The organism is Sulfitobacter sp. 1A12056 (genome assembly GCF_043558125.1).
GTDB classification, from domain to species: Bacteria; Pseudomonadota; Alphaproteobacteria; order Rhodobacterales; family Rhodobacteraceae; genus Sulfitobacter; species Sulfitobacter faviae.
This window is the reverse complement of sequence record NZ_JBIFFY010000012.1, coordinates 18,477-44,102: the sequence shown is the minus strand read 5'-3', so window position 1 is coordinate 44,102 and position 25,626 is coordinate 18,477. Positions and strand designations below refer to the sequence as shown.

Sequence of the window (25,626 nt, the reverse complement as noted above, 5' to 3'; positions counted from 1 at the left end):
GAAGGCACCGAGATGGTCATGCCCGGCGACAACGTATCCTTCGGCGTTGAGCTGATCGCACCGATCGCCATGGAAAACGGTCTGCGCTTCGCGATCCGCGAAGGTGGCCGCACTGTCGGCGCGGGCGTCGTTTCCAAAATCACTGAGTGATTTTGAAACGGACCCGGTGGGCGGCAGTCGCTCCGCAGGAGCGATGAGAGCCCTCCCCCTGGCCTGACCGGGGACCACGGTTCAGATATTCGAAAGGCCGCAGCTTTTGCTGCGGCCTTTTGCTTTGGCGGGAGAGGGGCGTTTGGCGTGCGCGTGATACTGGGGGAGACGGCGCGTTTTCCGGTTGTGATTCAACGCTGACGGGGTGCGCGGTCACGCCGGGGCGGCGTGACTTTGCGCACTGGTTCTAAAAACACGGGGGTTTTTAGAACCCTCTTGCCACTTGCTTTGATTCCCCCTATAGGACGCGCATCGAACCGGGGTGCGTTAGACGCGCCCCGTTTGATTTATTACCAAGGCGCGAAGAGGGGGCCGGATGAGCCTGCTTCCTCCAATCCGTTAGAATCCCAAAACAAGGGATATGCATATGGCCGTTCAAAGCCAGAACATCCGCATTCGCCTGAAGGCGTTTGACTACCGGGTGCTCGATGCCTCCACTCAGGAAATCGTCAGCACCGCCAAGCGCACAGGCGCTTCGGTTCGCGGTCCCATTCCGCTGCCGAACAAGATCGAGAAATTCACCGTTCTGCGTGGTCCCCACGTCGACAAGAAATCCCGTGACCAGTTTGAAATCCGCACGCACAAGCGTCTGCTGGATATCATCGATCCGACCCCCCAGACCGTGGACGCGCTGATGAAGCTCGACCTCGCCGCTGGCGTGGACGTCGAGATCAAGCTGCAATCGTAAAGCCGGGAGGGTAATCATATGTTGCGCTCAGGCGTTATTGCAAAAAAAGTCGGCATGACCCGGCTGTTCATGGAAGACGGCAAGCAGATCCCTGTGACCGTGCTCCAGCTGGACAAGCTTCAGGTTGTCGCACAGCGCACCGCGGAACGTGACGGCTACACCGCCGTTCAGCTCGGTGCCGGTACGGCGAAAGCCAAACGCACAAGCCAAGCCATGCGTGGTCACTTCGCCGCGGCGAAAGTGGAACCCAAGCGCAAGCTGGCCGAATTCCGCGTCGACGCGGATGCGATGATCAACGTCGGTGAGGAAATCACCGCTGACCATTACTTCGCCGGTCAGTATGTTGACGTTGCAGGCACATCGATCGGTAAAGGTTTTGCCGGTGCGATGAAGCGTCACAACTTCGGCGGTCTGCGGGCGACACACGGTGTCTCCATCAGCCACCGTTCGCACGGCTCCACCGGCCAGTGTCAGGACCCCGGCAAGGTTTTCAAAGGTAAGAAAATGGCCGGTCACATGGGTGCTGCCCGTGTCACCACGCAGAACCTCGAAGTCGTCAAGACCGACAGCGCGCGTGGCCTGATCATGGTCAAAGGCGCCGTTCCCGGTTCCAAGGGTGGCTGGGTCACCGTCAAGGACGCGGTCAAAAAGCCGTTCCCCGCAGACGCGATTCTGCCCGCCGCTCTGAAATCTGCCGCTGACGAAGCCGCGAAAGCCGCCGAAGAGGCCGCCGCCGCAGCCGCCGCAGAGGCAGAAGCCGAAGCCAAGCGTTTGGCCGAAGAGCAAGCCGCACAGGAAGCTGAAGCGCTGAAAGCCGCAGAAGCCGAAATCGCAGCTGAAGGTTCGGATGCCGACAATTCCGATGCCGACGCTGACAAGAAAGAAGGTGACGCATGAAACTCGATGTCATCAAACTCGACGGTGGCAAAGCCGGGTCCGTAGACCTGGACGAAGCCCTGTTCGGCCTGGAGCCGCGTGCCGACATCCTGCACCGCGTCGTGCGCTGGCAGCGTAACAACGCGCAGCAGGGGACGCACAAGGTCAAGACCCGGTCCGAGACCAGCTACTCGACCAAGAAGATCTATCGCCAGAAGGGCACCGGCGGCGCACGCCACGGTGACCGCAACGCGCCGATCTTCCGCAAGGGTGGTATCTACAAAGGTCCGACCCCGCGCAGCCACGGCCACGAGCTGACCAAGAAGTTCCGCAAGCTGGGCCTGCGCCACGCGCTGTCCGCCAAAGCAAAAGCCGGTTCGCTGGTCATCATCGACGAAGCAACTTCCGAGGGCAAAACCGCCGCTCTGGCCAAGCAGGTCTCGAACCTGGGCTGGAAACGCGCGCTGGTCATCGATGGCGCTTCGGTCAACGAGAACTTCGCACAGGCCGCGCGCAACATCGATGGGTTGGACATCCTGCCGTCGATGGGCGCAAACGTCTATGACATCCTCAAGCGTGACACTCTGGTGATCACCAAAGCGGGGATCGAAGCATTGGAGGCACGCCTGAAATGAGCGCCAAGCATCAACACTACGACGTGATCCGCAAGCCGGTCATCACCGAGAAGGCAACCATGGCGTCCGAACAGAACGCCGTCGTCTTCGAAGTCGCGATCGACAGCAACAAGCCGATGATCAAAGAGGCCGTCGAGGCGCTCTTCAACGTCAAGGTGAAGGCCGTGAACACGACCATCACCAAAGGCAAGGTCAAGCGTTTCCGGGGCCAAATGGGCCGCCGCAAAGACGTGAAAAAGGCCTATGTGACGCTCGAAGAGGGCAACACAATCGACGTCTCCACCGGACTGTAAGCCTTCGGTTTGGAATTTGGGAAAGGCTTCCGCGTTGCGGGGGCCTTTTTCGTTTGAGGTGGAACTGGGGGGCTGAATGCCGCCGGGCCCGGAATCTCAGCGGTGGATGAACCCTAAACCTCACAGGCCGTTTCCGGCCTAAATGCGGCAATGGGGGGCCAAAAAGCACCGTGGGCGTTGCTTGCTGCGCGCTTTCCTCTACAAGACCTCGGATAACGACAAAAAGCAGGTCCATGTCCCACGAAAAATCTACCTCTGGCGCGTCTGCGGACGTGTCGAACGCGCGCGACTGGGTGCGCGTGCTGGCCCGTTACCGCGAGCCGAGCACGTGGCGCAGCAGTTTTGAACTTGCGATCACGCTTGGCCCCTTCATTCTCCTGTGGGCGCTCGCTTGGTGGGCGCTCTCGATCAGCGGCTGGCTGACGCTTGCCATCTCGCTGGTGAACGCGGGCTTCTTGCTGCGGCTCTTCGCGATCCAGCATGATTGCGGCCATGCGGCCTTTTTCAGCAGCCGTCGCACAAGCGATTGGGTGGGCCGCGTGTTGGGGGTGCTGACGCTGACGCCCTATGATGTCTGGCGACGGACCCATTCGATCCACCATTCCTCGGCCGGGAACCTTGGCCGTCGCGGAATCGGCGACATCCATACACTCACCGTGGCGGAGTATCGCGCGCTTGGGCTGTTCGGGCGACTGCATTACCGCTTGTATCGGAACCCGATCGTGCTCTTTGGTCTTGGGCCGACCTATCTGTTTTTCGTGCAGAACCGCGTCCCGCTGGGGCTGATGGCGCAGACACGCTATTGGCTGAGCGCGATGGGCACCAACCTGACGATCCTCGTAGCACTTGCAGTGATCTTCTATTTCGGGGGGATCATGCCCATTCTGCTCATCTTCGTGCCCAGCACCCTGTTGGCGGCGACGGCGGGGATGTGGTTGTTCTATGTGCAGCATCAGTTCGAGACGACCCATTGGGAAGAGAACGACGCTTGGGACCTGCACGATGCGGCGTTCCACGGCTCGTCGCATTATATCCTGCCCCGTCCGCTGCAATGGCTGAGCGCGAATATCGGCATTCACCATGTGCACCATCTTTACAGCCGCATTCCGTTCTATCGTCTGCCAGAGGTGCTGCGGGATCATGTGGCCTTGGCCGAAGGTAATCGCATGACCATTCGCGAAAGCCTCGCCAACGCGCGGCTGCACCTTTGGGATGAGAAAAGCAAACGTCTGCTGTCCTTCGCGCAGGCACGTCGCGCCGCTTGAAGCCCTCGCTAATGATGAAAAAAGCCCCCGCCTTGGCGGGGGTTTTTGCGTTTTGAGGTCGTGATATTACTCATACGCGATCCTGCTGCCGCCGGGTTCAATCATGCGGCGACCCCTTAAAAGTTCCAAAAAAAAGAGCTCAATTTATTTGGAACAGAGCAGAAAGCTGCCGGTTGTCTCACCGTGGAAGACGGGGTGCTGCGCGCCTCACTTATCGTAAACGAACACGGGAGAGACCTAATGATCTATACCAAAACACTCATGGCTGGCGTATCCGCCGTTGCCCTTTTCGCGGCCGCTCCGGTTCTGGCGCAGGATGCGACTGAGAACGTCGAAGAGACCATCGAGCGCAATGCCGAAGTCGAAGCCGAGATGGAAGCCGAAGTCGAAGGTGGCGCAGCCGCGACCGCGAATGTTGCTGGCGGCCAAGTGGTTGTCGAGCAGGAAGACGCCGAAGTTGACGTGACCGTTCCCGAGCCCGATGTGAACGTCTCGCAGGACGCACCCGTTGTGACTGTTGAGCAGGGCCAGCCCGAAGTGAACGTCGCCGTTCCCGAGCCGACCGTTCGCGTGCAGCAGCAGGCTCCCATCATCACCGTTGAGCAGGCCCAGCCGCAGGTTACCGTGCGCATCCCCGAGCCCGTCGTAACCGTGCAGGTGCCTAAGCCACAGGTTGATGTCGACACCGGCGAGCCGATCGTTGACCTCGAGCAGCCCGAACCCGTCGTGAAGTTTGTGCGCCCCGAGCCGAAAGTAACCATCGAAGAAGCCGAGCCGCGCGTGACCGTTGAGCAGGCCGAAGCCGATGTAAACGTGGCTGAATCCGAAGAAGCCCGCGTCGACGTTGAGCAGCAAGAAGCCAACGTGAACGTGCAGCAGGGCGAAGACGCGAATGTCGTCGTCGAAGAAGCCGAAGCGCCGCAGGTTAACGTTGAAGGTGCCGAAGGCGCCGAGATCGACGTCGAGCAAGAGCAAGCGCGTGTCTTGATGGAAGACTTCAACGCCGACGAGCAGGGCAATATGGCCGAAGAAGACCGTGCCCGCTATCAGGAGAACGTGCAGCGTCTGCCGATCTTCAACCTGACCGCAGAAGAACTGACCGGCCGTAGCGTTGCTACCGAAAACGGTGAAGATGTTGGCGAAATCGACTTCATCGGCGTCCGTGGTGACACCGTTGTTGCGATCATCGGCGTTGGTGGTTTCCTTGGTATGGGCGAAAACGAAGTCGCCATTCCGGTTGAAAAGCTGATCATGCGTGAAGACGAAGTCATCGTCCCCGGCGTGACCGAGGAGCGTCTGGAAAGCGTGCCGGAATTCAACGAAGCCGAAGTTGAAATCCTCGACCCCGGTATGCGTCTGGCCGAGAGCGTTGGCCTTGACTAATACCCACCTTGGGTAACTGCTAAACCAATAGAAGAAGGCGCTTCGGCGCCTTCCTTTCTTTTCTGCGGGGCAGGGAGGAGGATTTTCGCCATGCCCACTGGACGGGCTGTTGCGAACCTGTTAGGTCGCCACATCGGCTCAGACCCCGGATTCGTCCGGGGTTTGGCTATTTGAACGATCCCGGTGGCTGGGATGCCTGCCTCGCAAGAGATTTAAACCCATCCACCACTCCCACAGGGGACCTTCGGGGCCCTATAACCAACGCGCTTTCATCTCGGTGCGAGCGTGCCTAGCAAACGGAAGACAGAGAACATGGCACTCAAGTCGTACAAACCGACGACGCCAGGCCAGCGTGGACTGGTACTGATCGACCGTTCGGAGCTGTGGAAAGGCCGCCCGGTCAAAGCCCTTACTCAGGGTCTGACCAAATCCGGTGGCCGGAACAACACCGGACGAATCACAATGCGTCGTACAGGTGGTGGTGCAAAGCGCCTCTACCGTATCGTTGATTTCAAGCGTAACAAGCTGGACATGTCCGCTGTTGTCGCGCGGATCGAATATGACCCCAACCGTACCGCCTTCATCGCACTGATCCAGTACGAAGACGGCGAGCAGGCCTACATCCTGGCCCCGCAGCGTTTGGCCATCGGCGACAAGATCATCGCCGGCGCCAAAGTGGACATCAAGCCCGGGAACGCGATGCCTTTCTCGGGCATGCCGATCGGTACGATCGTCCACAACATCGAGATGAAGCCCGGCAAAGGCGGTCAGATCGCCCGTGCCGCCGGCACCTACGCCCAGTTCGTGGGTCGTGACGGTGGCTACGCTCAGATCCGTCTGAGCTCTGGCGAGCTGCGTCTCGTGCGTCAGGAATGCATGGCCACCGTTGGTGCCGTCAGCAACCCCGACAACTCCAATCAGAACTACGGTAAAGCGGGCCGCATGCGTCACAAGGGCATCCGTCCCTCTGTGCGTGGTGTGGTGATGAACCCGATCGACCACCCGCACGGCGGTGGTGAAGGCCGGACCTCTGGTGGTCGTCACCCGGTTACTCCTTGGGGTAAGCCGACGAAGGGTGCCAAGACCCGCAACAAGAACAAAGCGTCCAGCAAGCTTATCATCCGCTCGCGTCACGCCAAGAAGAAGGGGCGTTAATCAATGGCTCGTTCAGTATGGAAAGGTCCTTTTGTCGACTCTTATGTCCTCAAAAAGGCAGAGGCTTCCCGCGAGGGCGGCCGCAACGAAGTGATCAAGATCTGGTCGCGCCGCAGCACGATCCTGCCCCAGTTCGTGGGTCTGACGTTCGGCGTCTACAACGGTCACAAGCACATTCCTGTCAACGTCAGCGAAGAAATGATCGGTCAGAAGTTCGGTGAATACTCCCCGACGCGGACCTACTACGGTCATGCCGCCGACAAAAAAGCGAAGCGGAAATAAGCCATGAGCAAGGATAAGAATCCCCGCCGCGTGGCAGACAACGAAGCAATGGCGAAACTGCGCATGCTTCGTACGAGCCCGCAGAAACTGAACCTGGTTGCTGCCCTCATCCGTGGCAAGTCCGTGGACAAGGCGCTGACCGACCTGACCTTCTCCAAGAAGCGGGTCGCGCAGGACGTGAAGAAATGCCTTCAGTCCGCCATCGCCAACGCGGAAAACAACCACAACCTGGACGTCGATGAGCTGATCGTGGCCGAGGCCTATGTCGGCAAGAACCTGACCATGAAGCGCGGTCGCCCGCGTGCCCGTGGCCGGTTCGGCAAGATCATCAAGCCGTTTGCCGAGATCACGATCAAAGTGCGTCAAGTTGAGGAGCAAGCCTGATGGGTAACAAAGTCAATCCGATCGGTATGCGCCTTCAGGTGAACCGCACCTGGGACAGCCGCTGGTACGCCGACACCAAGGATTACGGTGATCTTCTGCTCGAAGACCTCGCAATCCGCGACTTCATCAAGAAAGAGTGCCACCAGGCCGGTGTTGCCCGTGTGATCATCGAGCGTCCGCACAAGAAGTGCCGCGTCACGATCCACACAGCACGCCCCGGCGTCATCATCGGCAAGAAAGGCGCGGACATCGAGACGCTGCGCCAGAAGATTGCCAAGATGACCAACTCGGAACTGCACCTCAACATCGTTGAGGTCCGCAAGCCCGAGCTGGACGCACATCTGGTTGGTGAGAGCATTGCACAGCAGCTGGAGCGCCGGGTGTCTTTCCGCCGTGCCATGAAACGTGCCGTGCAGAACGCCATGCGCATGGGCGCACTGGGCATCCGCGTGAACCTCGCGGGTCGTCTGGGTGGTGCCGAAATCGCGCGTACCGAATGGTACCGCGAAGGTCGCGTGCCGCTGCACACATTGCGTGCCGACATCGATTACGCGCATGTCGAGGCGTCCACCGCCTACGGCATCATCGGGATCAAGACCTGGATCTTCAAAGGCGAGATCATGGAACACGACCCCGCCGCGCGTGACCGCAAGGCACAGGAACTCCAAGACGGCCCAGCACCTCGCGGTGCCGGCGGTCGTCGCTAAGGGGGAATGAGAAATGCTTCAACCAAAGCGTACTAAATTCCGCAAGCAGTTCAAAGGCTCGATCAAGGGTCTGGCGAAGGGCGGGTCTGACCTGAACTTCGGCACCTACGGCCTGAAGGCACTGCAGCCGGAGCGGGTTACCGCCCGCCAAATCGAAGCGGCACGCCGCGCCATGACGCGTCACATGAAGCGTCAGGGCCGTGTCTGGATCCGCATCTTCCCGGATGTTCCGGTAACCTCCAAGCCCGTCGAAGTTCGTATGGGTAAAGGTAAAGGTTCCGTCGACTTCTGGGCCGCCAAGGTCAAGCCGGGCCGCATCATGTTCGAGATCGACGGTGTCGGCGAAGACGTAGCGCGCGAAGCCCTGCGTCTGGCAGCCATGAAGCTGCCGATCAAGACCCGGGTCGTGGTCCGCGAGGACTGGTAAGCCCGAAGCCCCGCAAGGGGTGGCTGAGAGAAAAGAAACCCCCGTCGAGCGATCGGCGGGGGTTTTGCTTTGTCAGTCTTCGCGGTCCAGTGCGAGCCAGAGTTTCCCGCCCCGGTAGCCGCCTTTCACCAGATGGCCCGGGGTGCCGATCTCGGGGTGGGCCTCGCTCCAATCCCGGAACTGGTCCCTGCTGACGATCCGGCCGCGGTGATCGCGGGCCGCTTTCAAAATGTAGGGGTCGGCGGGCGTGCCTTTCGGGACGACCATCACGCGGCTTGCGGGCAGGTCGAGCTGGCTGCTCAACGCCTTGTCATGTTGATACCGGCCAATGAGGCGGTATCCCGCGTTGGCGTCGAAGACCACGCAAGGGGATTGTCCGCGCGCGCGGAGTTCGTCCACCACCTCGCGCACGGCGCGGATGTCAGGTGCTCCGGTTTTCCAGAACATGACGTTGGAGCCGTCGACGATGACCCAGTCTTTGCGCCCCCAGCGGAGTGATCGCAGGAGGAGGATCGCGCTGGCGATGACGCAGGGCAGGGCGATGAGCAGAAGGTCGCGGAATGTGGGGTACAGGAAGGCGGCGACCGTGGCGGCGGCTGAGGCGAGGAAGAGCAGGCGGAGAAACATGGCGACGCGAATGACCTTTTAAATGCGATCAACTGTCGGGCAAGTTTTCCATCAGGGCAAGAAGCATGTCATTGCCACCCCGGCCCGGACTCAGGCCGCAGGTGCCGAACCTCAGCTCTCCCAGTTGTAGTTAAAACTCACCGAAACCCGATCTTCCTCGATCATGTTCATCGGTACCTCGTGCCGCAGCCAGCTTTCCCACAGCAGCACGTCGCCCGCTTCGGGGGCCACATAGATGAAGGGCCGCAGCTCCTCGCGCGCGTCCTTCATCCGGCCCGGGGCGGCCATCATCATCGCCAGGCGCGGGTCTTCGAAGCGGATCGCGCTGGCGCCCTCGGGCATGGTCACATAGGTCGTGCCTGAAATCACCGAATGCGGGTGGATATGCGAGGTGTGGATGCCGCCCTCGGGCAGGATGTTCAGCCAAAGCGAGTCGAGCACCAACTTGCGGTCACCCAGATCGAACTGCAGATCCTCGACAAAGGCCGCAACATGTGCGTCCAGCACCTTCTTCAGATCCGCGAAGATCGGAAAGCGGTAGGGCAGGTCATCCAGCGAGGCATAAGAGGTGTAGCCCGCATAGCCGTTCTCCTCGCACCAGTCCTGACCGGCCTCATCATCCTCGGCAATCGAGAAGCAAGAGGCGGCCAGTTCATCGGTGTCGATGGGCTTGCCATGGTCCGACAGGGCGGCGTGATAGAGGCGGGTGGCGAAAAGCGATTTGATGTTTGACATGGTTCCTCCTTACGCCGAACATACCCCTATCGCCAGCCTATTTGCGCCAAAAGCGCGGATGCGGGCCAACGGGGGTTGCCATGTGCGACCTCAACGCGTATTGGCACCTTTCATCATGAACTCCACCAGAATCATGGTCACCCTGACAGGGGCCTACTGGTGATGTTGAAAGGAAGAGGCCGTGAAAGCCAGCGAACTGCACGACAAGACGCCGGACCAGCTCCGCGACGAACTTGTGAACCTGAAAAAAGAATCCTTCAACTTGCGTTTCCAGCAGGCCACCGGCCAGCTGGAGAACTCCGCACGTCTGAAGACTGTTAAGCGTGACGTGGCCCGTGTCCACACCGTGCTGAACCAGAAAGCCGCTGCTGCGGCAGCCGAATAATAGGAGCCTGAAACATGCCCAAGCGTATCCTTACAGGCACCGTGACATCGGACGCCAACGCACAAACAGTTTCCGTTTCCGTAGAGCGCCGCTTTACGCATCCGGTTCTGAAAAAGACCATCCGTAAGTCCAAAAAGTACCGGGCTCACGATGAGAACAACACGTTCAAGGTGGGCGACACTGTGCGCATCATCGAATGTGCCCCCAAGTCGAAAACCAAACGTTGGGAAGTTCTGACTTCGGACAAAGCCGAGGCCTGAGCCCCTTAAACGAAACCCTGGGATGAGGGCCGCATCGCCCCCCAGAAGGTCGGGAGAAACCAAATGATCCAGATGCAGACCAACCTGGATGTTGCTGACAACAGCGGCGCGCGCCGTGTTCAGTGCATCAAGGTCCTGGGTGGTTCCAAGCGTAAATACGCGTCCGTCGGCGACATCATCGTCGTGTCGGTCAAGGAAGCCATCCCGCGTGGTCGTGTGAAAAAGGGCGACGTCCGCAAGGCCGTCGTCGTTCGCACCGCCAAAGAAGTTCGTCGTGAAGATGGCACCGCCATCCGCTTCGACCGCAACGCCGCTGTTATCCTGAATAACAACAACGAGCCGGTCGGCACCCGTATCTTCGGGCCGGTCGTTCGTGAGCTGCGCGCGAAGAACTTCATGAAAATCATCTCGCTCGCTCCGGAGGTGCTGTAATCATGGCTGCTAAACTTCGCAAAGGTGACAAGGTCATCGTCCTGTCCGGCAAGGACAAAGGCAAGACGGGCACCATCTCGTCCGTTGACCCCAAGTCGAACAAGGCCATCGTTGACGGCGTGAAAATCGCCATCCGCGCCACGCGCCAGACACAGACATCTCAAGGCGGCCGCATCCCCAAAGCGATGCCGATCGACCTGAGCAACCTCGCACTGGTGGATGCCAATGGCAAAGCCACCCGCGTGGGTTTCAAAATCGAAGGCGACAAGAAAGTGCGCTTTGCCAAGACCACGGGGGACGTGATCGATGCTTGATACCGCAACCTACACACCCCGCCTTCAGGCCGAATACCGCGAGAAGATCCGCGCCGCCCTGAAAGAGGAATTCGGCTACAAGAACGACATGATGATCCCCAAGCTGGACAAGATCGTTCTGAACATCGGCTGCGGTGCCGAAGCCGTGCGCGACAGCAAGAAAGCCAAGTCGGCTCAGGAAGACCTGACCGCGATTGCAGGCCAGAAGGCTCTGACAACCGTGGCCAAGAAATCCATCGCTGGTTTCCGCGTGCGTGAGGACATGCCTTTGGGTGCGAAAGTGACCCTGCGTGGCGACCGTATGTACGAATTCCTCGATCGTCTGATCACGATCGCAATGCCCCGTATCCGCGACTTCCGCGGCATCTCGGGCAAGAGCTTCGACGGCCGTGGCAACTACGCCATGGGCTTGAAAGAGCATATCGTGTTTCCCGAAATCGACTTCGACAAAGTTGACGAGACTTGGGGTATGGACATCGTGATCGCCACCACGGCGAAAACCGACGCTGAAGCCAAGGCGCTGTTGAAAGCATTCAACATGCCCTTCAATTCATAAGCGCGGGAAGGATTAGAAATGGCTAAGAAATCCATGATTGAGCGCGAGAAGAAGCGCGAAGCACTGGTTAAGAAGTACGCTGACAAGCGCGCGGCTCTGAAAGAGATCGTGAGCGACGAAAGCAAACCGATGGAAGAGCGTTTCCGCGCTTCCCTGAAACTGGCGAAACTGCCGCGCAACAGCTCTGCTGTGCGTCTGCACAACCGTTGCCAGCTGACGGGCCGCCCCCACGCCTACTATCGTAAACTGAAAATTTCGCGGATCGCGCTGCGGGACCTTGGCTCTTCCGGCCAGATTCCCGGCATGGTCAAGTCGAGCTGGTAAGGAGCGCATCAGATGAACGATCCTATCGCAGATATGCTGACACGCATCCGTAACTCTTCGCTGCGCGGCAAATCCACCGTCATGACACCGGCTTCCAAGCTGCGTGCATGGGTTCTGGACGTGCTGGCCGACGAAGGCTACATCCGCGGCTATGAAAAAGTCACGGGCGCCGATGGCCACCCCGCCATCGAGATCAGCCTCAAGTACTACGAAGGCGAACCTGTTATTCGCGAGCTGAAGCGGGTTTCCAAGCCCGGTCGCCGCGTCTACATGTCCGTCAATGACATCCCCGTCGTCCGTCAGGGCCTCGGCGTGTCGATTGTCTCCACCTCCAAAGGTGTGATGTCGGACGCATCTGCACGGTCTGCCAATGTTGGCGGCGAAGTGCTCTGCACCGTATTCTAAGGAGAAGACAATGTCTCGTATCGGTAAGAAACCAGTCGCTATGCCTTCGGGTGTCTCGGCAGAGGTGAGCGGTCAGACCATCGAAGTGAAGGGCCCTAAGGGCACCCGCAGCTTCCGTGCCACTGATGACGTGAGCCTCGCGGTCGAAGACAACGCAATCACTGTGACTCCGCGCGGCAAGTCCAAGCGCGCCCGTCAGCAGTGGGGCATGTCCCGCACCATGATCGAAAACCTGGTGACCGGCGTCACCACGGGCTTCAAGAAAGAGCTTGAAATCCAGGGTGTTGGTTATCGTGCGGCCATGAACGGCAACACGCTGAAACTGAACCTCGGCCTCAGCCACGATGTCGACTACGTTGCGCCCGAGGGCGTGACCGTGACGGCACCCAAGCAGACCGAAATCGTTGTGGAAGGCATCGACGAACAGCTCGTTGGTCAGGTTGCCGCGAACATCCGCGCATGGCGCAAGCCCGAGCCCTATAAGGGCAAAGGCATCCGCTATAAGGGCGAGTTCATCTTCCGCAAAGAAGGCAAGAAGAAGTAAGGAACGGATTGATGGCAAATACCAAACGACAGCTGTTCCTGAAGCGCCGCATGCGCGTTCGGAACAAACTCCGCAAAGTCAACGCCGGGCGTCTTCGCCTGTCGGTACACCGTTCGTCCAAGAACATCTCGGCCCAGCTGATCGACGATGTGAACGGCGTGACACTGGCCTCCGCCTCCTCAATGGAGAAGGATCTGGGCGTGGTTGGCAAAAACAACATCGAAGCAGCGACCAAAGTCGGTGCCGCGATTGCCGAACGTGCCAAGAAAGCCGGCGTCGAAGAAGCATACTTCGACCGTGGCGGCTTCCTCTTCCACGGCAAGGTGAAGGCTCTGGCCGACGCCGCGCGTGAAGGCGGTTTGAAGATCTGATTGTGCGGTGCGTGGGCAACCACGCACCCGCTTTCATACGAAGGCTATGCCCCGTGCATAGCTCTCCTGCGAAGAGGGCCGGGAAGGCCCTCTCGATGATCCGGGGGCCATCGGCTCACCAGGATTGATCCTAAGGGCCGGTGAGGCCACAGAAAAAGGAAGATGCCAGATGGCAAGAGATGACAACCGTGGGGGCAACCGCCGCAACCAACGCGACGAGACCCCGGAATTCGCTGACCGTCTGGTCGCGATCAACCGCGTGTCCAAGACCGTTAAGGGTGGTAAGCGTTTCGGCTTTGCCGCACTCGTGGTCGTGGGCGATCAGAAAGGCCGCGTCGGCTTTGGTAAGGGTAAAGCGAAAGAAGTGCCCGAGGCCATCCGCAAGGCGACCGAGCAAGCCAAGCGTCAGATGATCCGCGTTCAACTGCGCGAAGGCCGTACCCTGCACCACGACATGCATGGTCGCCACGGCGCGGGCCGCGTCATCATGCGTACAGCACCTGAAGGTACCGGTATCATCGCCGGTGGTCCGATGCGTGCCGTGTTCGAGATGCTGGGCGTGAAAGACGTTGTGTCCAAATCGGTCGGTTCGCAGAACCCCTACAACATGATCCGCGCCACTTTGGACGGTCTGAAGAAAGAGCAATCGCCCCGTTCCGTCGCGCAGCGTCGCGGCAAGAAAGTGGCTGACATTCTGCCCAAGCGTGAAGACAACGTAGAGTCCTCCGCTCAAGTGGCTGAGGAGGCATAAGCATGGCCAAGACACTCGTAATCAAGCAGGTCGGTTCGCCGATCCGCCGCCCCGCCAAACAGCGCGCAACGCTGGTCGGCCTCGGCCTCAACAAAATGGGTCGCACTCGTGAGCTGGAAGATACACCTTCCGTGCGCGGCATGATCAACAAGGTCTCGCATATGGTCGAGATCGTTGAAGAGAAAGGCTGAAGCTAGGTTTCAGCGGTAGGGTGGAAGACCACCCTACGAAAGCGCCTCGCAGGAAACTGCGGGGCGTTTTGCGTTGTGGGGCAGCGGGCGTCGCTTCGTTGGGCCGCAGGCTCGGAATCCAGCCGAGGGCGCCGGGCCATCGCCTGCCCGCACCGGCAGGCTGGCGATTTGGTGGGGGTGGGCACGACCCTGATAAAGTACACTATCGCTGCGCCATGAAGTGGGTCGGATAGCCGTTAAGATCGCCACCCCACGGGCAGGCGCTGGCCCTCGTGGCTGCGCAAAAAGCGCTAGGCGCCATGCCCCCCTTGTCACGCCCCCCGCCATCCCCTATACGCCCCCGGTGGCCCGTGTTGGGTCGCAATGGAATCGCAACGCCGCGTTTGGCCACTCCCGTCGCTGGGGGCCATTTCCGGCATAAGGAGAAGCGACATGAAACTGCACGAACTTTCCGACAACGAAGGCGCAGCCAAGAAGCGTATGCGCGTTGGCCGTGGTCCCGGCTCTGGCAAGGGTAAAATGGGTGGCCGTGGTATCAAGGGTCAGAAATCCCGCTCGGGTGTGAGCATCAACGGCTACGAAGGCGGCCAGATGCCCATCTACCAGCGTCTGCCCAAGCGTGGCTTCAACAAGCCGAACCGCAAATCCTTCGCTGTCGTCAACCTGGGCCTGATCCAGAAATTCATCGACGCGAAGAAACTCGACGCCGGCAACACAATCGACGCCGCAGCGCTGGTCGCTTCCGGTCTGGTCCGTCGTGAGCTGGACGGTATCCGCGTTCTGGCCAAGGGTGACATCACCTCCAAGATCGACCTGAACGTCGCTGGCGCTTCTAAGCCCGCCATCGAGGCGGTCGAGAAGGCAGGCGGCAAGGTGACCGTGACCGCCCCCAAGGCGGCCGAGGCATCCGAGTAAAGCGGCCTTAAGGCTTGTGAGCGGCGCGCCAGCCGCTTACATAACCTCAAGTTTTCCCGAACGCCGCCCGCCGGAAAACGGCCCGGGCGGCGTTTTCGCAACAAGAGAAGAGACCCCTCATGGTATCTGCCGTCGAAAACATGGCCGCGAACACGAGCTGGTCCGCATTGGGCAAGGCAACAGACCTGCGCAACCGGATTCTGTTCACGCTCGGGCTGCTTATCGTTTACCGCCTTGGCACCTTCATTCCGGTTCCCGGCATCGACGGTGGCGCGCTGCGTGACTTTATGGAGAGCGCAGGCCAAGGCATCGGCGGCATGGTGTCGATGTTCACCGGCGGTGCGCTTGGCCGGATGGGTATCTTCGCTCTGGGCATCATGCCCTATATCTCGGCCTCGATCATCGTTCAGCTGCTGACCTCCATGGTGCCTGCGCTGGAACAGCTCAAGAAAGAGGGCGAGCAGGGGCGCAAGAAGATCAACCAGTATACACGCTACGGTACCGTGGCGCTGGCGACTTTGCAGTCCTATGGCCTTGCCGTGAGCCTTCAGGCCGGTGACATCGTGGCCGATGGCCAGATGGGGTTCGGCTTTATCGCGGCCTGTATGATTACCCTCGTGGGCGGCACCATGTTCCTGATGTGGCTGGGTGAGCAGATCACCGCACGCGGCATCGGCAACGGCATCTCGCTGATTATCTTCGTCGGCATCATTGCCGAGGTTCCTGCCGCCATCGCGCAGTTCTTCGCCTCGGGCCGTTCGGGTGCCATCAGCCCCGCCGTTATCGTTGGCGTGCTGGTCATGGTGATTGCGACGATCATGTTCGTGGTCTTCATGGAGCGCGCGCTGCGCAAGATCCACATTCAATACCCCCGCCGCCAAGTCGGCATGAAAATGTACGATGGCGGCACCAGCCACTTGCCGATCAAGGTGAACCCGGCGGGCGTGATCCCGGCGATCTTCGCCTCCTCGCTGCTGTTGCTGCCCGTCACTGTCAGCACCTTCTCGGGCAACTCCACCAGCCCGGTGATGTCTTGGCTCTTGGCGAACTTCGGCCCCGGTCAGCCGCTTTACCTGCTGTTCTTCGTGGGCATGATCGTTTTCTTCGCCTACTTCTACACCTTCAACGTCAGCTTCAAACCTGATGACGTGGCCGATAACCTGAAGAACCAGAACGGCTTCGTGCCCGGCATCCGCCCCGGCAAGCGCACCGCTGAGTATCTGGAGTATGTGGTCAACCGCATCCTCGTCCTCGGCTCGGCCTATCTGGCGGCGGTCTGTGTTCTGCCTGAGATTCTGCGCGGCCAGTTCGCGATCCCCTTCTATTTCGGCGGCACCTCGGTGCTGATCGTCGTCTCGGTCACCATGGACACGATCCAACAGGTTCAGAGCCATCTGCTGGCGCATCAGTATGAAGGTCTGCTTGAGAAGTCTCAGCTGCGCGGCAAGGGCGCGGGCAAAGGCAAAGGTACACGCAAGAAACGGAGCCCCGTACGTCGATGAATATTATCCTACTCGGGCCTCCGGGCGCAGGCAAAGGCACCCAAGCACGTCATCTGGTCGAGACCCGCAACATGGTTCAGCTGTCCACTGGCGACATGCTGCGTGAAGCCAAGGACAGCGGGACAGAGATGGGCAAGATCGTGGCCGACGTGATGGACCGCGGCGCGCTCGTCACCGATGAAATCGTCATCGGCCTGATCCGCGAAAAGCTGACCGACAAGGCCGAACATGGCGGCTTCATCTTCGACGGCTTCCCCCGCACGCTGGCGCAAGCCGATGCGCTGGCCGATTTGATGGCGCAAGAGGGCCAGACCCTCGACGCCGTGATCGAGATGAAGGTCGATGATGAGGCGCTGGTCGCCCGCATCACCGCGCGGTCCACCTGCGCAAGCTGCGGCGAGGTCTATAACGACCTGACCAAACCGATTCCCGAAGATGGCAAATGCACCAACTGTGGCGGGACCGAGTTCAAGCGCCGCGCAGACGACAATGAGGAAAGCCTCAAAACCCGTCTGATGGCCTATTACAAACAGACCTCTCCGCTGATCGGCTACTACTATGCCAAAGACATGCTCAGCGGCGTGAACGGTCTGGGCCAGATCGAAGAAGTGCGCGGCGCGATCGCGCAGGTTCTGGACAAGTGATTTCCCGGCGGCGCGGGGCAGGGGGCGCTGTCCTTTGCCTTCGCGCTGCCGATCAGCTATGAGGTTTTGTGCGGGCCTTGACGCCCTGCGCAAAACCTCATAGTCACCCCTATCTCGTAAGAGAATCAAATTGCGGCAAGGGTTCCGCCCAACCCCGCAAGATCACCTGATCAGCCTTAGCCCGATGGTCTTACCGCCTCGGGCTTGTGTTGTGAAAAAAGGGTCTGGAATCACGGACCCGCAACGAAAAGGAATAGCTAACGTGGCACGTATTGCCGGCGTAAACATCCCGACTGCAAAGCGGGTTCCCATCGCCCTCACCTATATCACCGGTATCGGCAGCTCCTCCGCCAAGGCCATCTGCGAAGCTGTCGGCATCGACGAGACCCGCCGGGTCAACGAACTGTCTGACGCCGAAGTTCTGGCCGTGCGTGAGCACATCGACGCCAACTACACCGTCGAAGGCGACCTGCGTCGTGACACGCAGATGAACATCAAGCGCCTGATGGACCTCGGCTGCTACCGTGGCCTGCGCCACCGTCGCAACCTGCCGGTTCGCGGCCAGCGTACCCATACCAACGCACGCACACGCAAAGGTCCCGCGAAGGCCATTGCTGGCAAGAAGAAATAAGGGAGGGTTCGATCAATGGCACGCGATAAGACACGCACCAAGCGTAAGGTCTCCAAGAACATCGCCGCAGGTGTGGCGCATGTGAACTCGAGCTTCAACAACACCAAGATCCTGATCTCGGATGTTCAAGGCAACGCAATTTCCTGGTCCTCCGCTGGCACCATGGGCTTCAAGGGTTCGCGCAAGTCGACACCCTACGCTGCCCAGATGGCCGCAGAAGATGCAGGCCGCAAAGCTCAGGATCACGGCGTCAAGACGCTGGAAGTCGAAGTTCAGGGCCCCGGTTCGGGTCGTGAATCCGCACTGCGCGCTCTGGCGGCTGCCGGTTTCAACATCACCTCGATCCGTGATGTGACCCCGATGGCCCACAACGGCTGCCGCCCGCCGAAGCGCCGCCGCGTTTAAGCCGGGACTGATTTACATGGGGTCGCGCCTTGCGTGCGGCCCCATACCGCTTTTCAGAAACCTCGAGCGTTTGTGTCATTTGGACATGAGGCACAAACAAGGATGGAGGGACGCATGATCCACAAGAATTGGGCTGAATTGATCAAGCCGCAACAGCTTGACGTCAAGCCGGGCAATGACCCGGCCCGTCAGGCGACCGTCATGGCCGAACCGCTGGAGCGGGGCTTTGGTCTGACCCTCGGCAACGCGCTGCGCCGCGTGTTGATGTCCTCGCTGCAGGGTGCGGCGATCACTTCCGTGCAGATCGACAACGTGCTGCACGAGTTCTCCTCCGTCGCCGGTGTGCGCGAAGACGTGACCGACATCATCCTGAACCTCAAAGGCGTCAGCCTGCGCATGGAAGTCGAAGGGCCGAAGCGCCTGTCGATCTCCGCCAAAGGTCCGGGCGTCGTCACCGCCGGTGACATCTCCGAATCTGCCGGTATCGAGATTCTGAACCGTGAGCATGTGATCTGCCACCTTGACGATGGTGCAGACGTCTACATGGAGCTGACCGTCAACACCGGCAAGGGCTATGTCTCTGCCGACAAGAACAAGCCCGAAGATGCGCCTATCGGTCTCATTCCGATCGACGCGATCTACTCGCCGGTCAAGAAGGTCTCCTATGACGTGCAGCCGACCCGTGAGGGGCAAGTGCTGGACTATGACAAGCTGACCATGAAAGTGGAAACAGACGGGTCCATCACGCCGGATGACGCCGTGGCCTTTGCCGCGCGTATCCTGCAGGACCAGCTGGGCATCTTCGTGAACTTCGACGAGCCTGAATCGGCGTCCCGTCAGGACGACGACGACGGTCTGGAGTTCAACCCGCTGCTGCTCAAAAAGGTCGACGAGCTGGAGCTTTCGGTCCGTTCGGCAAACTGCCTGAAGAACGACAACATCGTCTACATCGGCGACCTGATTCAGAAGACCGAAGCGGAGATGCTGCGCACGCCGAACTTCGGCCGCAAGTCCTTGAACGAGATCAAGGAAGTGCTGTCGGGCATGGGCCTGCACCTTGGCATGGACGTCGAAGACTGGCCGCCAGAAAACATCGAAGACCTCGCCAAGAAGTTCGAGGATTCGTTCTAAGATACGGGCGCCGGAAACTTTCAAAGTTTCCGGCACCGATTTCTTTCAAAGAAATCGGGACCCCGTGAAGACCGGGCGCAAGCCCCAAGGAGAGCCCGTGACACGCATCGCGGGCCAGACAAAGCAAAACCGCCCGTAGAGGGCATCACGATTGGAGTAAGACAATGCGTCACGCACGTGGATACCGCCGCCTGAACCGTACACATGAACACCGCAAGGCGCTGTTCTCGAACATGGCAGGCTCGCTCATCGAGCATGAGCAGATCAAGACCACCTTGCCGAAAGCCAAGGAACTGAAGCCGATCATCGAGAAGATGATCACGCTCGCCAAGCGCGGCGACCTGCACGCCCGCCGTCAGGCCGCGTCGAAGCTGAAAGAAGACCAGTATGTCGCCAAGCTGTTCGACGTGCTGGGCCCGCGCTACAAAGACCGTCAGGGTGGCTACGTCCGCGTTCTGAAGGCCGGCTTCCGCTATGGTGACATGGCGCCGATGGCGATCATCGAATTCGTTGACCGCGACCGCGACGCCAAGGGTGCCGCCGATAAGGCGCGTCTGGCCGAGGAAGAAGCGGCGGAATAAGATCCCCGCCATGGTTATTCGGAAAGCCCCGCCCTCGGCGGGGCTTTTCTTTTGCAGGGGAGAGTGACGGAAAACGCAGTTGCACCGGCCCCAGTCCCTGCGCATATCTGGGGCATGAGAACCCTTGCCCTGATCCTCATGCTACTGGCCGCGCCCGCGATGGCGCAGCAGGTACCAAGCTCCGCCGCACAGATGCAGTTGAGCTTTGTGCCGCTTGTCAAGGAGGCCGCGCCGGCGGTGGTCAACATCTACGCCCGCACCATCACCAAGGCCCGCCGCACGCCGCTGCAGGCCGACCCCTTCTTCGAGCGTTTCTTCCGCGATCCCTTCTCCGAGCGGCCCCGGGTGCAGAACTCGCTCGGCTCCGGCGTGATCCTTTCCGCCGACGGCATCGTCGTGTCGAACTACCATGTCGTCGGTACCGCCACCGACATCCGCGTGGTGCTGAACGACCGGCGCGAGTACAGCGCCCGGGTGCTTCTGGGCGATGCCGACAGCGATCTTGCGATCCTCAAACTCGAAGGCGCGGAGGACCTGCCGTTTCTTGAGTTGCGCGACAGCGACGCGGTGGAGGTGGGCGAGCTTGCGTTGGCCATCGGCAACCCCTTCGGCGTGGGCCAGACCGTTTCGAGCGGGATCGTCTCGGGGCTGGCCCGCTCAGGCGCCGCGGGCGGGGGAGGTCAGGGCTATTTCATCCAGACCGACGCGCCGATCAACCCGGGCAATTCCGGCGGGGCGCTCATTGACATGGGCGGACGGCTCATCGGGGTGAATACCTCGATCCTGACGCGCTCGGGCGGCAGCAACGGCATCGGTTTTGCCATTCCCGCCGATCTGGTGGCCGCCTTCGTCGCACAGGCCCGCGCGGGGGAGACCGCTTTCCAGCGCCCCTGGGCGGGGCTTTCGGGCCAGCCGGTCGATGCCGACATGGCGGGGCCCTTGGGGCTGGACCGTCCGGGCGGGATCATCGTTTCCGGGCTGCATCCCGCCAGCCCCTTCAACGGCGCGGGGCTGATGGTTGGCGACGTGATCGTCAGCGTCGACGACCAGCCGGTGAACACGCCCGCCGAGATGATCTACCGCATGTCGGTGGCAGGTCTGGGCCATTCCGCGCGCGTGGGCGTCATGCGCGAGGGGCGGCTGCAGGAGGTGACCGTGGCCCTGATCGCCGCGCCGGACGTGCCGGACCGGGCCGAGGTCACCTTGGGCGCGCGCAGCCTGCTGCCAGGGCTCAAAGCGGCGCGGATCAATCCGGCAGTCATTGCCGAGATGAACCTGCCCTTGGAAAGCGCGGGCGTGGTGGTGCTCGACGCCGGGCGTTTCGGCCCACGCGTGGGGCTCAGGGATGGCGACGTGGTCATTTCGGTCAACGGCGTAGCGGTGGAGGATACCGCAGCCCTCGTGGCGCTGCTCGCGGGGCAGGTGCGCCGCATCCAAATGGTGATACAACGCGGTGACCGGCGCATGGCGCTGCGGTTCAGGGGGTAGCGTGGCGGATTTGTTCGGAGACACGGAAAAGGCGGAAGAGGGCGGCCACCGCCCCTTGGCCGACCGGTTGCGGCCGAAATCGCTTGGCGATGTGATCGGTCAGGAGCAAGTGCTCGGCCCCGATGCGCCGCTTTCGGTGATGTTGGCCGCCGGGGCGCTGTCTTCGCTGATCTTCTGGGGGCCGCCCGGCGTCGGCAAGACCACGATCGCGCGGCTCTTGGCTGATGAGACCGATCTGCATTTCGTGCAGATCAGCGCGATTTTCTCGGGCGTGCCGGAACTGCGCAAGGTTTTTGACGCGGCCAAGATGCGGCGGCGGCAAGGGCAGGGGACGCTGCTCTTCGTCGACGAGATCCACCGTTTCAACAAGGCGCAGCAGGACGGCTTTCTGCCGCATATGGAGGATGGCACGATCCTTCTGGTCGGCGCTACCACGGAGAACCCGAGCTTCGAGCTCAACGCCGCTGTGCTCAGCCGGGCGCAGGTGCTGGTGCTGGAGCGCCTGCCGCATGGCGATCTGGAACGCTTGGCGCAGCGGGCGGAACGCGAGCTGGGCAACCCCCTGCCGCTGCAACCCGAAGCGCGTGAGGCGCTTTTGGAGATGGCCGATGGCGACGGGCGGGCGCTGCTCAATCTGATCGAGCAGGTGACCGCGTGGAAGGACGATGCCCCGCTCGACAAGGCGGGCCTGTCGAAACGCCTCATGCGCCGCGCGGCGCAATACGACAAATCGGGGGATTCGCATTACAATCTTATCTCGGCCCTGCATAAATCCATGCGCGGCTCGGACCCGGACGCGGCGCTCTACTGGTTGGGGCGGATGCTGGAGGGCGGCGAGGACCCGCGCTACCTGATGCGGCGGATCACCCGCATGGCGGTGGAGGACGTCGGCCTTGCCGATCCGCAGGCGCAGGCCTTTTGCCTGCAGGCATGGGAGACCTACGAGCGGCTCGGCAGCCCCGAAGGGGAGTTGGCCATCGCGCAGGCGCTGACCTACATCTGCCTCGCGCCGAAATCCAACGCCGTCTACAAGGCCTACAAGGGCGCGCGGCGTCTGGCGCGCAGCACCGGGTCGGAGCCGCCGCCGAAACATATCCTCAACGCGCCCACCAAGCTGATGAAGGAACAGGGCTACGGCTCGGGCTATGCCTATGACCATGACGCCGAAGATGGGTTCTCAGGCCAGAACTACTTCCCCGACACGATGGAGCGGCCCAGCCTCTACGAGCCGGTCGAGCGCGGTTTCGAGCGAGAGTTGAAAAAGCGGCAGGATTACTTTGCCGGACTGCGGGCCAAGCGGAAAACTTGACTTCGGGCCGCACCCGCGCGATGGGGTGTCGATGATGAAAACACTGATCATGGTGGCGCTCGGCGGCGCTCTGGGCGCGTGCTTGCGCTACCTTGTCGGTCTGGCCGTCGGCTTTCCGTTGGGCACGCTTGCGGTGAATGTTGCAGGTTCGCTCCTCATTGGGGTGGTCTGGGTCGCGCTGGCCGATAAGGCGCTGCTGCTGCCCTTTGCGATGACCGGGCTTTTGGGTGGCTTCACCACCTTCTCGGCGTTTTCACTCGATACCCTGCGGCTGCTCGAAGCGGACCGGGCAGGGGTCGCATTTTCATATGTGGGGGCCTCGGTGATCTTGTCGCTGGCCGCCTGTTTGCTGGGTCTCTGGTTGGCCCGAGAGGTATTGGCATGAGCCGCGTACAGACAGTGACCGTCGCCGAGGGCGATGGCGACCAGCGGCTCGACCGCTGGTTCAAGCGGATGTTTCCGCAGATCAATCAGGGCCTCATCGAGAAGATGTGCCGCAAGGGCGAGATCCGCGTCGATGGGGGCCGGGTCAAGGCCAACACGCGGCTCGAGGCGGGCCAGCAGGTGCGCGTGCCGCCGCTGCCCGATGCCGCGCCGCCCCCACCGCCCAAGAGGACACGCATCACCGAGGCGGACGCCAAGATGATCCGCAACTGCGTGATCTACCGCGACGACCATGTCATCGCGCTGAACAAGCCCGCCGGACTGGCGGTGCAGGGCGGCTCCGGTCAGGCCGACCGCCACGTCGACGCGCTGTCCGAGGCGCTCATTTTCGATGCCGAGGAAAAGCCGCGGCTGGTGCACCGGCTCGACCGCGACACCTCGGGCGTGCTGCTCTTGGCGCGGACCCGCGCGGCGGCCAAGGCGCTGACGGCGGCGATGCGGCACCGCGAGACGCGCAAGATTTATTGGGCCATCGTCGCGGGCGTACCGACCCCGTATTTGGGCGAGATCAAATACGGTCTGGTCAAGGCGGGCGGCCATGGTCGCAAGGGCGAGGGCGAAAAGATGATCGCCGTGCACCCGCGCGACATGGACGACACGCCGGGCGCGAAACGCGCGCATACGCTTTATGCCACACTGTTCCGCGTCGGCTCGCGCGCGTCTTGGGTGGCGATGGAGCCGGTCACGGGCCGCACCCACCAGCTGCGCGCGCATATGGCCGAGATCGGGCATCCGATCGTCGGCGACGGCAAATACGGCGGTTCGGGGCAGGAGAACCTCGGCGATGGCTGGGGCGCGCAACTGGGCGGGATCATCTCGAAGAAGCTGCATCTGCACGCGCGGATGATGCGTTTCGAACATCCGCACACGCGCAAGGTGGTGACAATCACCGCTGAACTGCCCAACCATATGGCGCATAGCTGGGACACCTTCGGCTGGACCGAGGATCTCGCCGAAGAAGACCCTTTCGAGTCGCTGCAATGAGCAAACCGCTCCGTTTGGTGATCTTTGACGTCGACGGCACGCTGGTCGACAGCCAAGGCGATATCGTCGCGGCGATGACGGCGGCCTTCGCGGCTGTGGAGGCGCCCGCGCCAACGCGGGCCGAGATCCTGTCGATCGTCGGCCTGTCGCTGGATGTGGCGATGACGGTGCTGGCCCCCACGCGCCCGGCGGGGGACCACCTTGCGATGGTTGAAGCCTATAAGGCTGCCTATATGACACTGCGGGCCGAGGCGGGGGTGGCGCAATCCTCGCCGCTTTACCCCGGCGCGGTTGAGACGTTGCGGCGTCTTCACGCAGAGCCGGAGGTGCTGTTGGGCGTCGCCACGGGCAAATCGAAACGCGGGTTGGATAAGCTGATCGCCGGTCACGGGCTGGAGGGGCTTTTCATCACGCAGCAGGTGGCGGATTCTCATCCCTCCAAGCCGCATCCGTCGATGATTCATCAGGCGATGGCCGATGCCGGGGTAGGGCCTGAGGCCACGGTGATGATCGGCGATACCTCTTTCGACATGGATATGGCCGCCGCTGCCGGGGTGACCGGGATCGGCGTCAAATGGGGCTATCACGGCCCGGAACGGCTGGCCGCCGCCGCGCATCTGGTCGAGGATTTCGCGGCGCTGCCCGCCCTGCTGGAACAAATCTGGAGCATTCCCGCATGAGTGACTGGAAAGCCAAACGCTTTTGGAAAGACGCCGCCGTGGTCGCGGTCGAAGGTGGTTTCACCGTCGAATTGGACGGCCGCCGGGTGAAGACCCCGGCCAAGCGCCTGCTGACCCTGCCGACCCGCGCCATGGCCGAGGCCGTCGCCGCCGAATGGCAGGCGCAGGAGAAACAAATCGACCCGCGCACCATGCCGGTGACCAAGACCGCCAATGCCGCGATCGACAAGGTCGCGGTGCAAAAGGCCGAGGTCGTCGAGATGCTCGCGGCCTATGGCGACAGCGATCTTCTGTGCTACCGCGCCGACAGCCCCGAAGGTCTGGTCGCCCGGCAATCGGCTGAGTGGGATCCGATGCTGGACTGGGCGGCGCAAACCCTTGGCGTGCGGTTGGAGACGCGGGAGGGCATCATGCATGAGCCGCAAGCGCCCGAAGCCCTGGCCGAGTTGCACCGGCGGACGGCGGCGCTCGATCCCTTTGAACTGGCGGCTTTTCATGACCTTGTGAGCCTCACCGGCTCGCTGATCCTTGGCTTTGCTGCGCTCGAACAGGCCTTTGACCCCGAGGAAATTTGGGCCCTGTCGCGGCTGGATGAGACATGGCAGGCCGAGCAATGGGGCCGCGATGACGTGGCCGAGCAAGAGGCCGAAATCAAGCGGCAGGCGTTTTTACATGCATGTGCAATAATAGTGCTTTGCAAAGCTGCTTAACT

Annotated in this window: 37 protein-coding genes and 1 pseudogene; 36 read left to right on the top strand and 2 right to left on the bottom strand. The window is 61.3% G+C overall.

Annotated features, from left to right (window positions below; all coding sequences use genetic code 11):
* The 12 genes and pseudogenes from tuf to rplP all read left to right on the top strand — a co-directional run.
* A pseudogene (tuf, locus tag ACGYLD_RS16925) lies at nucleotides 1-150 on the top strand (elongation factor Tu); the annotation flags it as partial.
* A gap of 427 nt (nucleotides 151-577) precedes the next feature.
* A complete protein-coding gene (rpsJ, locus tag ACGYLD_RS16920) occupies nucleotides 578-898 on the top strand; it encodes a 30S ribosomal protein S10 (protein ID WP_067267998.1) in 321 nt (106 codons plus the stop codon).
* 18 nt (nucleotides 899-916) lie between these two features.
* Nucleotides 917-1,795, top strand: a complete 879-nt coding sequence (rplC, locus tag ACGYLD_RS16915; RefSeq protein WP_271692965.1) for a 50S ribosomal protein L3 — start codon at nucleotides 917-919, stop codon at nucleotides 1,793-1,795.
* On the top strand, nucleotides 1,792-2,409 hold the full coding sequence (gene rplD / locus ACGYLD_RS16910) for a 50S ribosomal protein L4 (protein WP_067267960.1): 618 nt from the start codon (nucleotides 1,792-1,794) through the stop codon (nucleotides 2,407-2,409). Before rplC ends, rplD begins: the two co-directional genes overlap by 4 nt.
* Complete coding sequence (locus ACGYLD_RS16905; RefSeq protein ID WP_067267962.1) at nucleotides 2,406-2,702, top strand: 50S ribosomal protein L23; 297 nt, start codon at nucleotides 2,406-2,408, stop codon at nucleotides 2,700-2,702. The genes rplD and ACGYLD_RS16905 overlap by 4 nt, the downstream gene beginning before the upstream one ends.
* Nucleotides 2,703-2,935: 233 nt before the next feature.
* Entirely contained in the window at nucleotides 2,936-3,967 is a 1,032-nt protein-coding gene (locus ACGYLD_RS16900; RefSeq protein WP_271692966.1) for a fatty acid desaturase, read from the top strand.
* A 240-nt stretch (nucleotides 3,968-4,207) separates the two neighbouring features.
* Nucleotides 4,208-5,350 (top strand): PRC-barrel domain-containing protein, encoded by a 1,143-nt coding sequence (locus ACGYLD_RS16895; RefSeq protein ID WP_394403271.1) that lies wholly within the window; start codon nucleotides 4,208-4,210, stop codon nucleotides 5,348-5,350.
* 312 nt (nucleotides 5,351-5,662) lie between these two features.
* On the top strand, nucleotides 5,663-6,505 hold the full coding sequence (rplB, locus tag ACGYLD_RS16890; RefSeq protein WP_067267965.1) for a 50S ribosomal protein L2: 843 nt from the start codon (nucleotides 5,663-5,665) through the stop codon (nucleotides 6,503-6,505).
* A gap of 3 nt (nucleotides 6,506-6,508) precedes the next feature.
* On the top strand, nucleotides 6,509-6,787 hold the full coding sequence (gene rpsS / locus ACGYLD_RS16885) for a 30S ribosomal protein S19 (RefSeq protein ID WP_067267967.1): 279 nt from the start codon (nucleotides 6,509-6,511) through the stop codon (nucleotides 6,785-6,787).
* Nucleotides 6,788-6,790: 3 nt separating this feature from the next.
* Nucleotides 6,791-7,171, top strand: coding sequence for a 50S ribosomal protein L22 (rplV, locus tag ACGYLD_RS16880; protein ID WP_067267968.1), 381 nt, complete (start codon nucleotides 6,791-6,793; stop codon nucleotides 7,169-7,171).
* Nucleotides 7,171-7,878 carry a 30S ribosomal protein S3 gene (rpsC, locus tag ACGYLD_RS16875; protein WP_067267970.1) on the top strand — a complete coding sequence of 236 codons (708 nt, stop codon included), beginning with the start codon at nucleotides 7,171-7,173 and terminating at the stop codon, nucleotides 7,876-7,878. The genes rplV and rpsC overlap by 1 nt, the downstream gene beginning before the upstream one ends.
* A gap of 13 nt (nucleotides 7,879-7,891) precedes the next feature.
* Nucleotides 7,892-8,305 (top strand): 50S ribosomal protein L16, encoded by a 414-nt coding sequence (gene rplP / locus ACGYLD_RS16870; RefSeq protein ID WP_007118841.1) that lies wholly within the window; start codon nucleotides 7,892-7,894, stop codon nucleotides 8,303-8,305.
* 72 nt (nucleotides 8,306-8,377) lie between these two features.
* Here the strand turns inward: rplP and ACGYLD_RS16865 are convergent, their stop codons facing one another.
* Nucleotides 8,378-8,932: a hypothetical protein gene (locus ACGYLD_RS16865; RefSeq protein WP_271692968.1), complete on the bottom strand. Its 555-nt coding sequence runs from the start codon at nucleotides 8,930-8,932 to the stop codon at nucleotides 8,378-8,380.
* Between the two features lie 111 nt (nucleotides 8,933-9,043).
* The gene (locus tag ACGYLD_RS16860; protein ID WP_271692969.1) at nucleotides 9,044-9,667 is read right to left on the bottom strand and encodes a TIGR02466 family protein; all 624 of its coding nucleotides are present in this window, start codon (nucleotides 9,665-9,667) and stop codon (nucleotides 9,044-9,046) included.
* A 181-nt stretch (nucleotides 9,668-9,848) separates the two neighbouring features.
* Here ACGYLD_RS16860 and rpmC point away from each other — a divergent pair, with 181 nt between their 5' ends.
* From rpmC to ACGYLD_RS16740, 24 genes are all read left to right on the top strand, one after another.
* Nucleotides 9,849-10,052, top strand: coding sequence for a 50S ribosomal protein L29 (gene rpmC, locus ACGYLD_RS16855; RefSeq protein WP_209218384.1), 204 nt, complete (start codon nucleotides 9,849-9,851; stop codon nucleotides 10,050-10,052).
* Nucleotides 10,053-10,066: 14 nt separating this feature from the next.
* A complete protein-coding gene (rpsQ, locus tag ACGYLD_RS16850) occupies nucleotides 10,067-10,312 on the top strand; it encodes a 30S ribosomal protein S17 (RefSeq protein WP_067267977.1) in 246 nt (81 codons plus the stop codon).
* Nucleotides 10,313-10,375: 63 nt separating this feature from the next.
* Nucleotides 10,376-10,744 carry a 50S ribosomal protein L14 gene (gene rplN / locus ACGYLD_RS16845; RefSeq protein WP_005621870.1) on the top strand — a complete coding sequence of 123 codons (369 nt, stop codon included), beginning with the start codon at nucleotides 10,376-10,378 and terminating at the stop codon, nucleotides 10,742-10,744.
* A 2-nt stretch (nucleotides 10,745-10,746) separates the two neighbouring features.
* Nucleotides 10,747-11,058: a 50S ribosomal protein L24 gene (gene rplX / locus ACGYLD_RS16840; RefSeq protein ID WP_067267981.1), complete on the top strand. Its 312-nt coding sequence runs from the start codon at nucleotides 10,747-10,749 to the stop codon at nucleotides 11,056-11,058.
* A complete protein-coding gene (rplE, locus tag ACGYLD_RS16835; RefSeq protein WP_209218383.1) occupies nucleotides 11,051-11,614 on the top strand; it encodes a 50S ribosomal protein L5 in 564 nt (187 codons plus the stop codon). Before rplX ends, rplE begins: the two co-directional genes overlap by 8 nt.
* A gap of 18 nt (nucleotides 11,615-11,632) precedes the next feature.
* Nucleotides 11,633-11,938 (top strand): 30S ribosomal protein S14, encoded by a 306-nt coding sequence (rpsN, locus tag ACGYLD_RS16830; protein WP_136720403.1) that lies wholly within the window; start codon nucleotides 11,633-11,635, stop codon nucleotides 11,936-11,938.
* 12 nt (nucleotides 11,939-11,950) lie between these two features.
* On the top strand, nucleotides 11,951-12,343 hold the full coding sequence (gene rpsH, locus ACGYLD_RS16825) for a 30S ribosomal protein S8 (protein WP_271692970.1): 393 nt from the start codon (nucleotides 11,951-11,953) through the stop codon (nucleotides 12,341-12,343).
* 10 nt (nucleotides 12,344-12,353) lie between these two features.
* Nucleotides 12,354-12,887: a 50S ribosomal protein L6 gene (gene rplF / locus ACGYLD_RS16820; RefSeq protein WP_067267988.1), complete on the top strand. Its 534-nt coding sequence runs from the start codon at nucleotides 12,354-12,356 to the stop codon at nucleotides 12,885-12,887.
* Nucleotides 12,888-12,898: 11 nt separating this feature from the next.
* Complete coding sequence (rplR, locus tag ACGYLD_RS16815; RefSeq protein WP_271692971.1) at nucleotides 12,899-13,258, top strand: 50S ribosomal protein L18; 360 nt, start codon at nucleotides 12,899-12,901, stop codon at nucleotides 13,256-13,258.
* Between the two features lie 169 nt (nucleotides 13,259-13,427).
* Nucleotides 13,428-14,009, top strand: a complete 582-nt coding sequence (rpsE, locus tag ACGYLD_RS16810; protein WP_067267992.1) for a 30S ribosomal protein S5 — start codon at nucleotides 13,428-13,430, stop codon at nucleotides 14,007-14,009.
* Between the two features lie 2 nt (nucleotides 14,010-14,011).
* Nucleotides 14,012-14,200 carry a 50S ribosomal protein L30 gene (gene rpmD, locus ACGYLD_RS16805; RefSeq protein WP_067267994.1) on the top strand — a complete coding sequence of 63 codons (189 nt, stop codon included), beginning with the start codon at nucleotides 14,012-14,014 and terminating at the stop codon, nucleotides 14,198-14,200.
* A 432-nt stretch (nucleotides 14,201-14,632) separates the two neighbouring features.
* Nucleotides 14,633-15,115, top strand: coding sequence for a 50S ribosomal protein L15 (gene rplO, locus ACGYLD_RS16800; RefSeq protein ID WP_271692972.1), 483 nt, complete (start codon nucleotides 14,633-14,635; stop codon nucleotides 15,113-15,115).
* Nucleotides 15,116-15,234: 119 nt separating this feature from the next.
* The gene (gene secY, locus ACGYLD_RS16795) at nucleotides 15,235-16,617 is read left to right on the top strand and encodes a preprotein translocase subunit SecY (protein WP_271692973.1); all 1,383 of its coding nucleotides are present in this window, start codon (nucleotides 15,235-15,237) and stop codon (nucleotides 16,615-16,617) included.
* Complete coding sequence (locus tag ACGYLD_RS16790) at nucleotides 16,614-17,261, top strand: adenylate kinase (protein WP_271688297.1); 648 nt, start codon at nucleotides 16,614-16,616, stop codon at nucleotides 17,259-17,261. Before secY ends, ACGYLD_RS16790 begins: the two co-directional genes overlap by 4 nt.
* 262 nt (nucleotides 17,262-17,523) lie before the next feature.
* Nucleotides 17,524-17,892, top strand: coding sequence for a 30S ribosomal protein S13 (gene rpsM / locus ACGYLD_RS16785; protein ID WP_067263150.1), 369 nt, complete (start codon nucleotides 17,524-17,526; stop codon nucleotides 17,890-17,892).
* A gap of 15 nt (nucleotides 17,893-17,907) precedes the next feature.
* On the top strand, nucleotides 17,908-18,297 hold the full coding sequence (rpsK, locus tag ACGYLD_RS16780) for a 30S ribosomal protein S11 (RefSeq protein WP_067263152.1): 390 nt from the start codon (nucleotides 17,908-17,910) through the stop codon (nucleotides 18,295-18,297).
* A gap of 114 nt (nucleotides 18,298-18,411) precedes the next feature.
* Entirely contained in the window at nucleotides 18,412-19,428 is a 1,017-nt protein-coding gene (locus ACGYLD_RS16775) for a DNA-directed RNA polymerase subunit alpha (RefSeq protein ID WP_007118862.1), read from the top strand.
* Nucleotides 19,429-19,592: 164 nt separating this feature from the next.
* Nucleotides 19,593-20,009, top strand: coding sequence for a 50S ribosomal protein L17 (gene rplQ / locus ACGYLD_RS16770; protein ID WP_067263154.1), 417 nt, complete (start codon nucleotides 19,593-19,595; stop codon nucleotides 20,007-20,009).
* Between the two features lie 114 nt (nucleotides 20,010-20,123).
* Entirely contained in the window at nucleotides 20,124-21,497 is a 1,374-nt protein-coding gene (locus ACGYLD_RS16765; protein WP_271692974.1) for a trypsin-like peptidase domain-containing protein, read from the top strand.
* Between the two features lies 1 nt (nucleotide 21,498).
* Nucleotides 21,499-22,806 carry a replication-associated recombination protein A gene (locus ACGYLD_RS16760; protein WP_271692976.1) on the top strand — a complete coding sequence of 436 codons (1,308 nt, stop codon included), beginning with the start codon at nucleotides 21,499-21,501 and terminating at the stop codon, nucleotides 22,804-22,806.
* 31 nt (nucleotides 22,807-22,837) lie between these two features.
* Entirely contained in the window at nucleotides 22,838-23,191 is a 354-nt protein-coding gene (locus ACGYLD_RS16755) for a CrcB family protein (protein ID WP_271692977.1), read from the top strand.
* Nucleotides 23,188-24,234 carry an RluA family pseudouridine synthase gene (locus ACGYLD_RS16750; protein ID WP_394403267.1) on the top strand — a complete coding sequence of 349 codons (1,047 nt, stop codon included), beginning with the start codon at nucleotides 23,188-23,190 and terminating at the stop codon, nucleotides 24,232-24,234. The genes ACGYLD_RS16755 and ACGYLD_RS16750 overlap by 4 nt, the downstream gene beginning before the upstream one ends.
* The gene (locus ACGYLD_RS16745) at nucleotides 24,231-24,914 is read left to right on the top strand and encodes an HAD-IA family hydrolase (RefSeq protein WP_271692979.1); all 684 of its coding nucleotides are present in this window, start codon (nucleotides 24,231-24,233) and stop codon (nucleotides 24,912-24,914) included. The genes ACGYLD_RS16750 and ACGYLD_RS16745 overlap by 4 nt, the downstream gene beginning before the upstream one ends.
* Entirely contained in the window at nucleotides 24,911-25,624 is a 714-nt protein-coding gene (locus tag ACGYLD_RS16740) for an ATP12 family chaperone protein (RefSeq protein WP_271692980.1), read from the top strand. The genes ACGYLD_RS16745 and ACGYLD_RS16740 overlap by 4 nt, the downstream gene beginning before the upstream one ends.
* Nucleotides 25,625-25,626 lie beyond the last annotated feature (2 nt).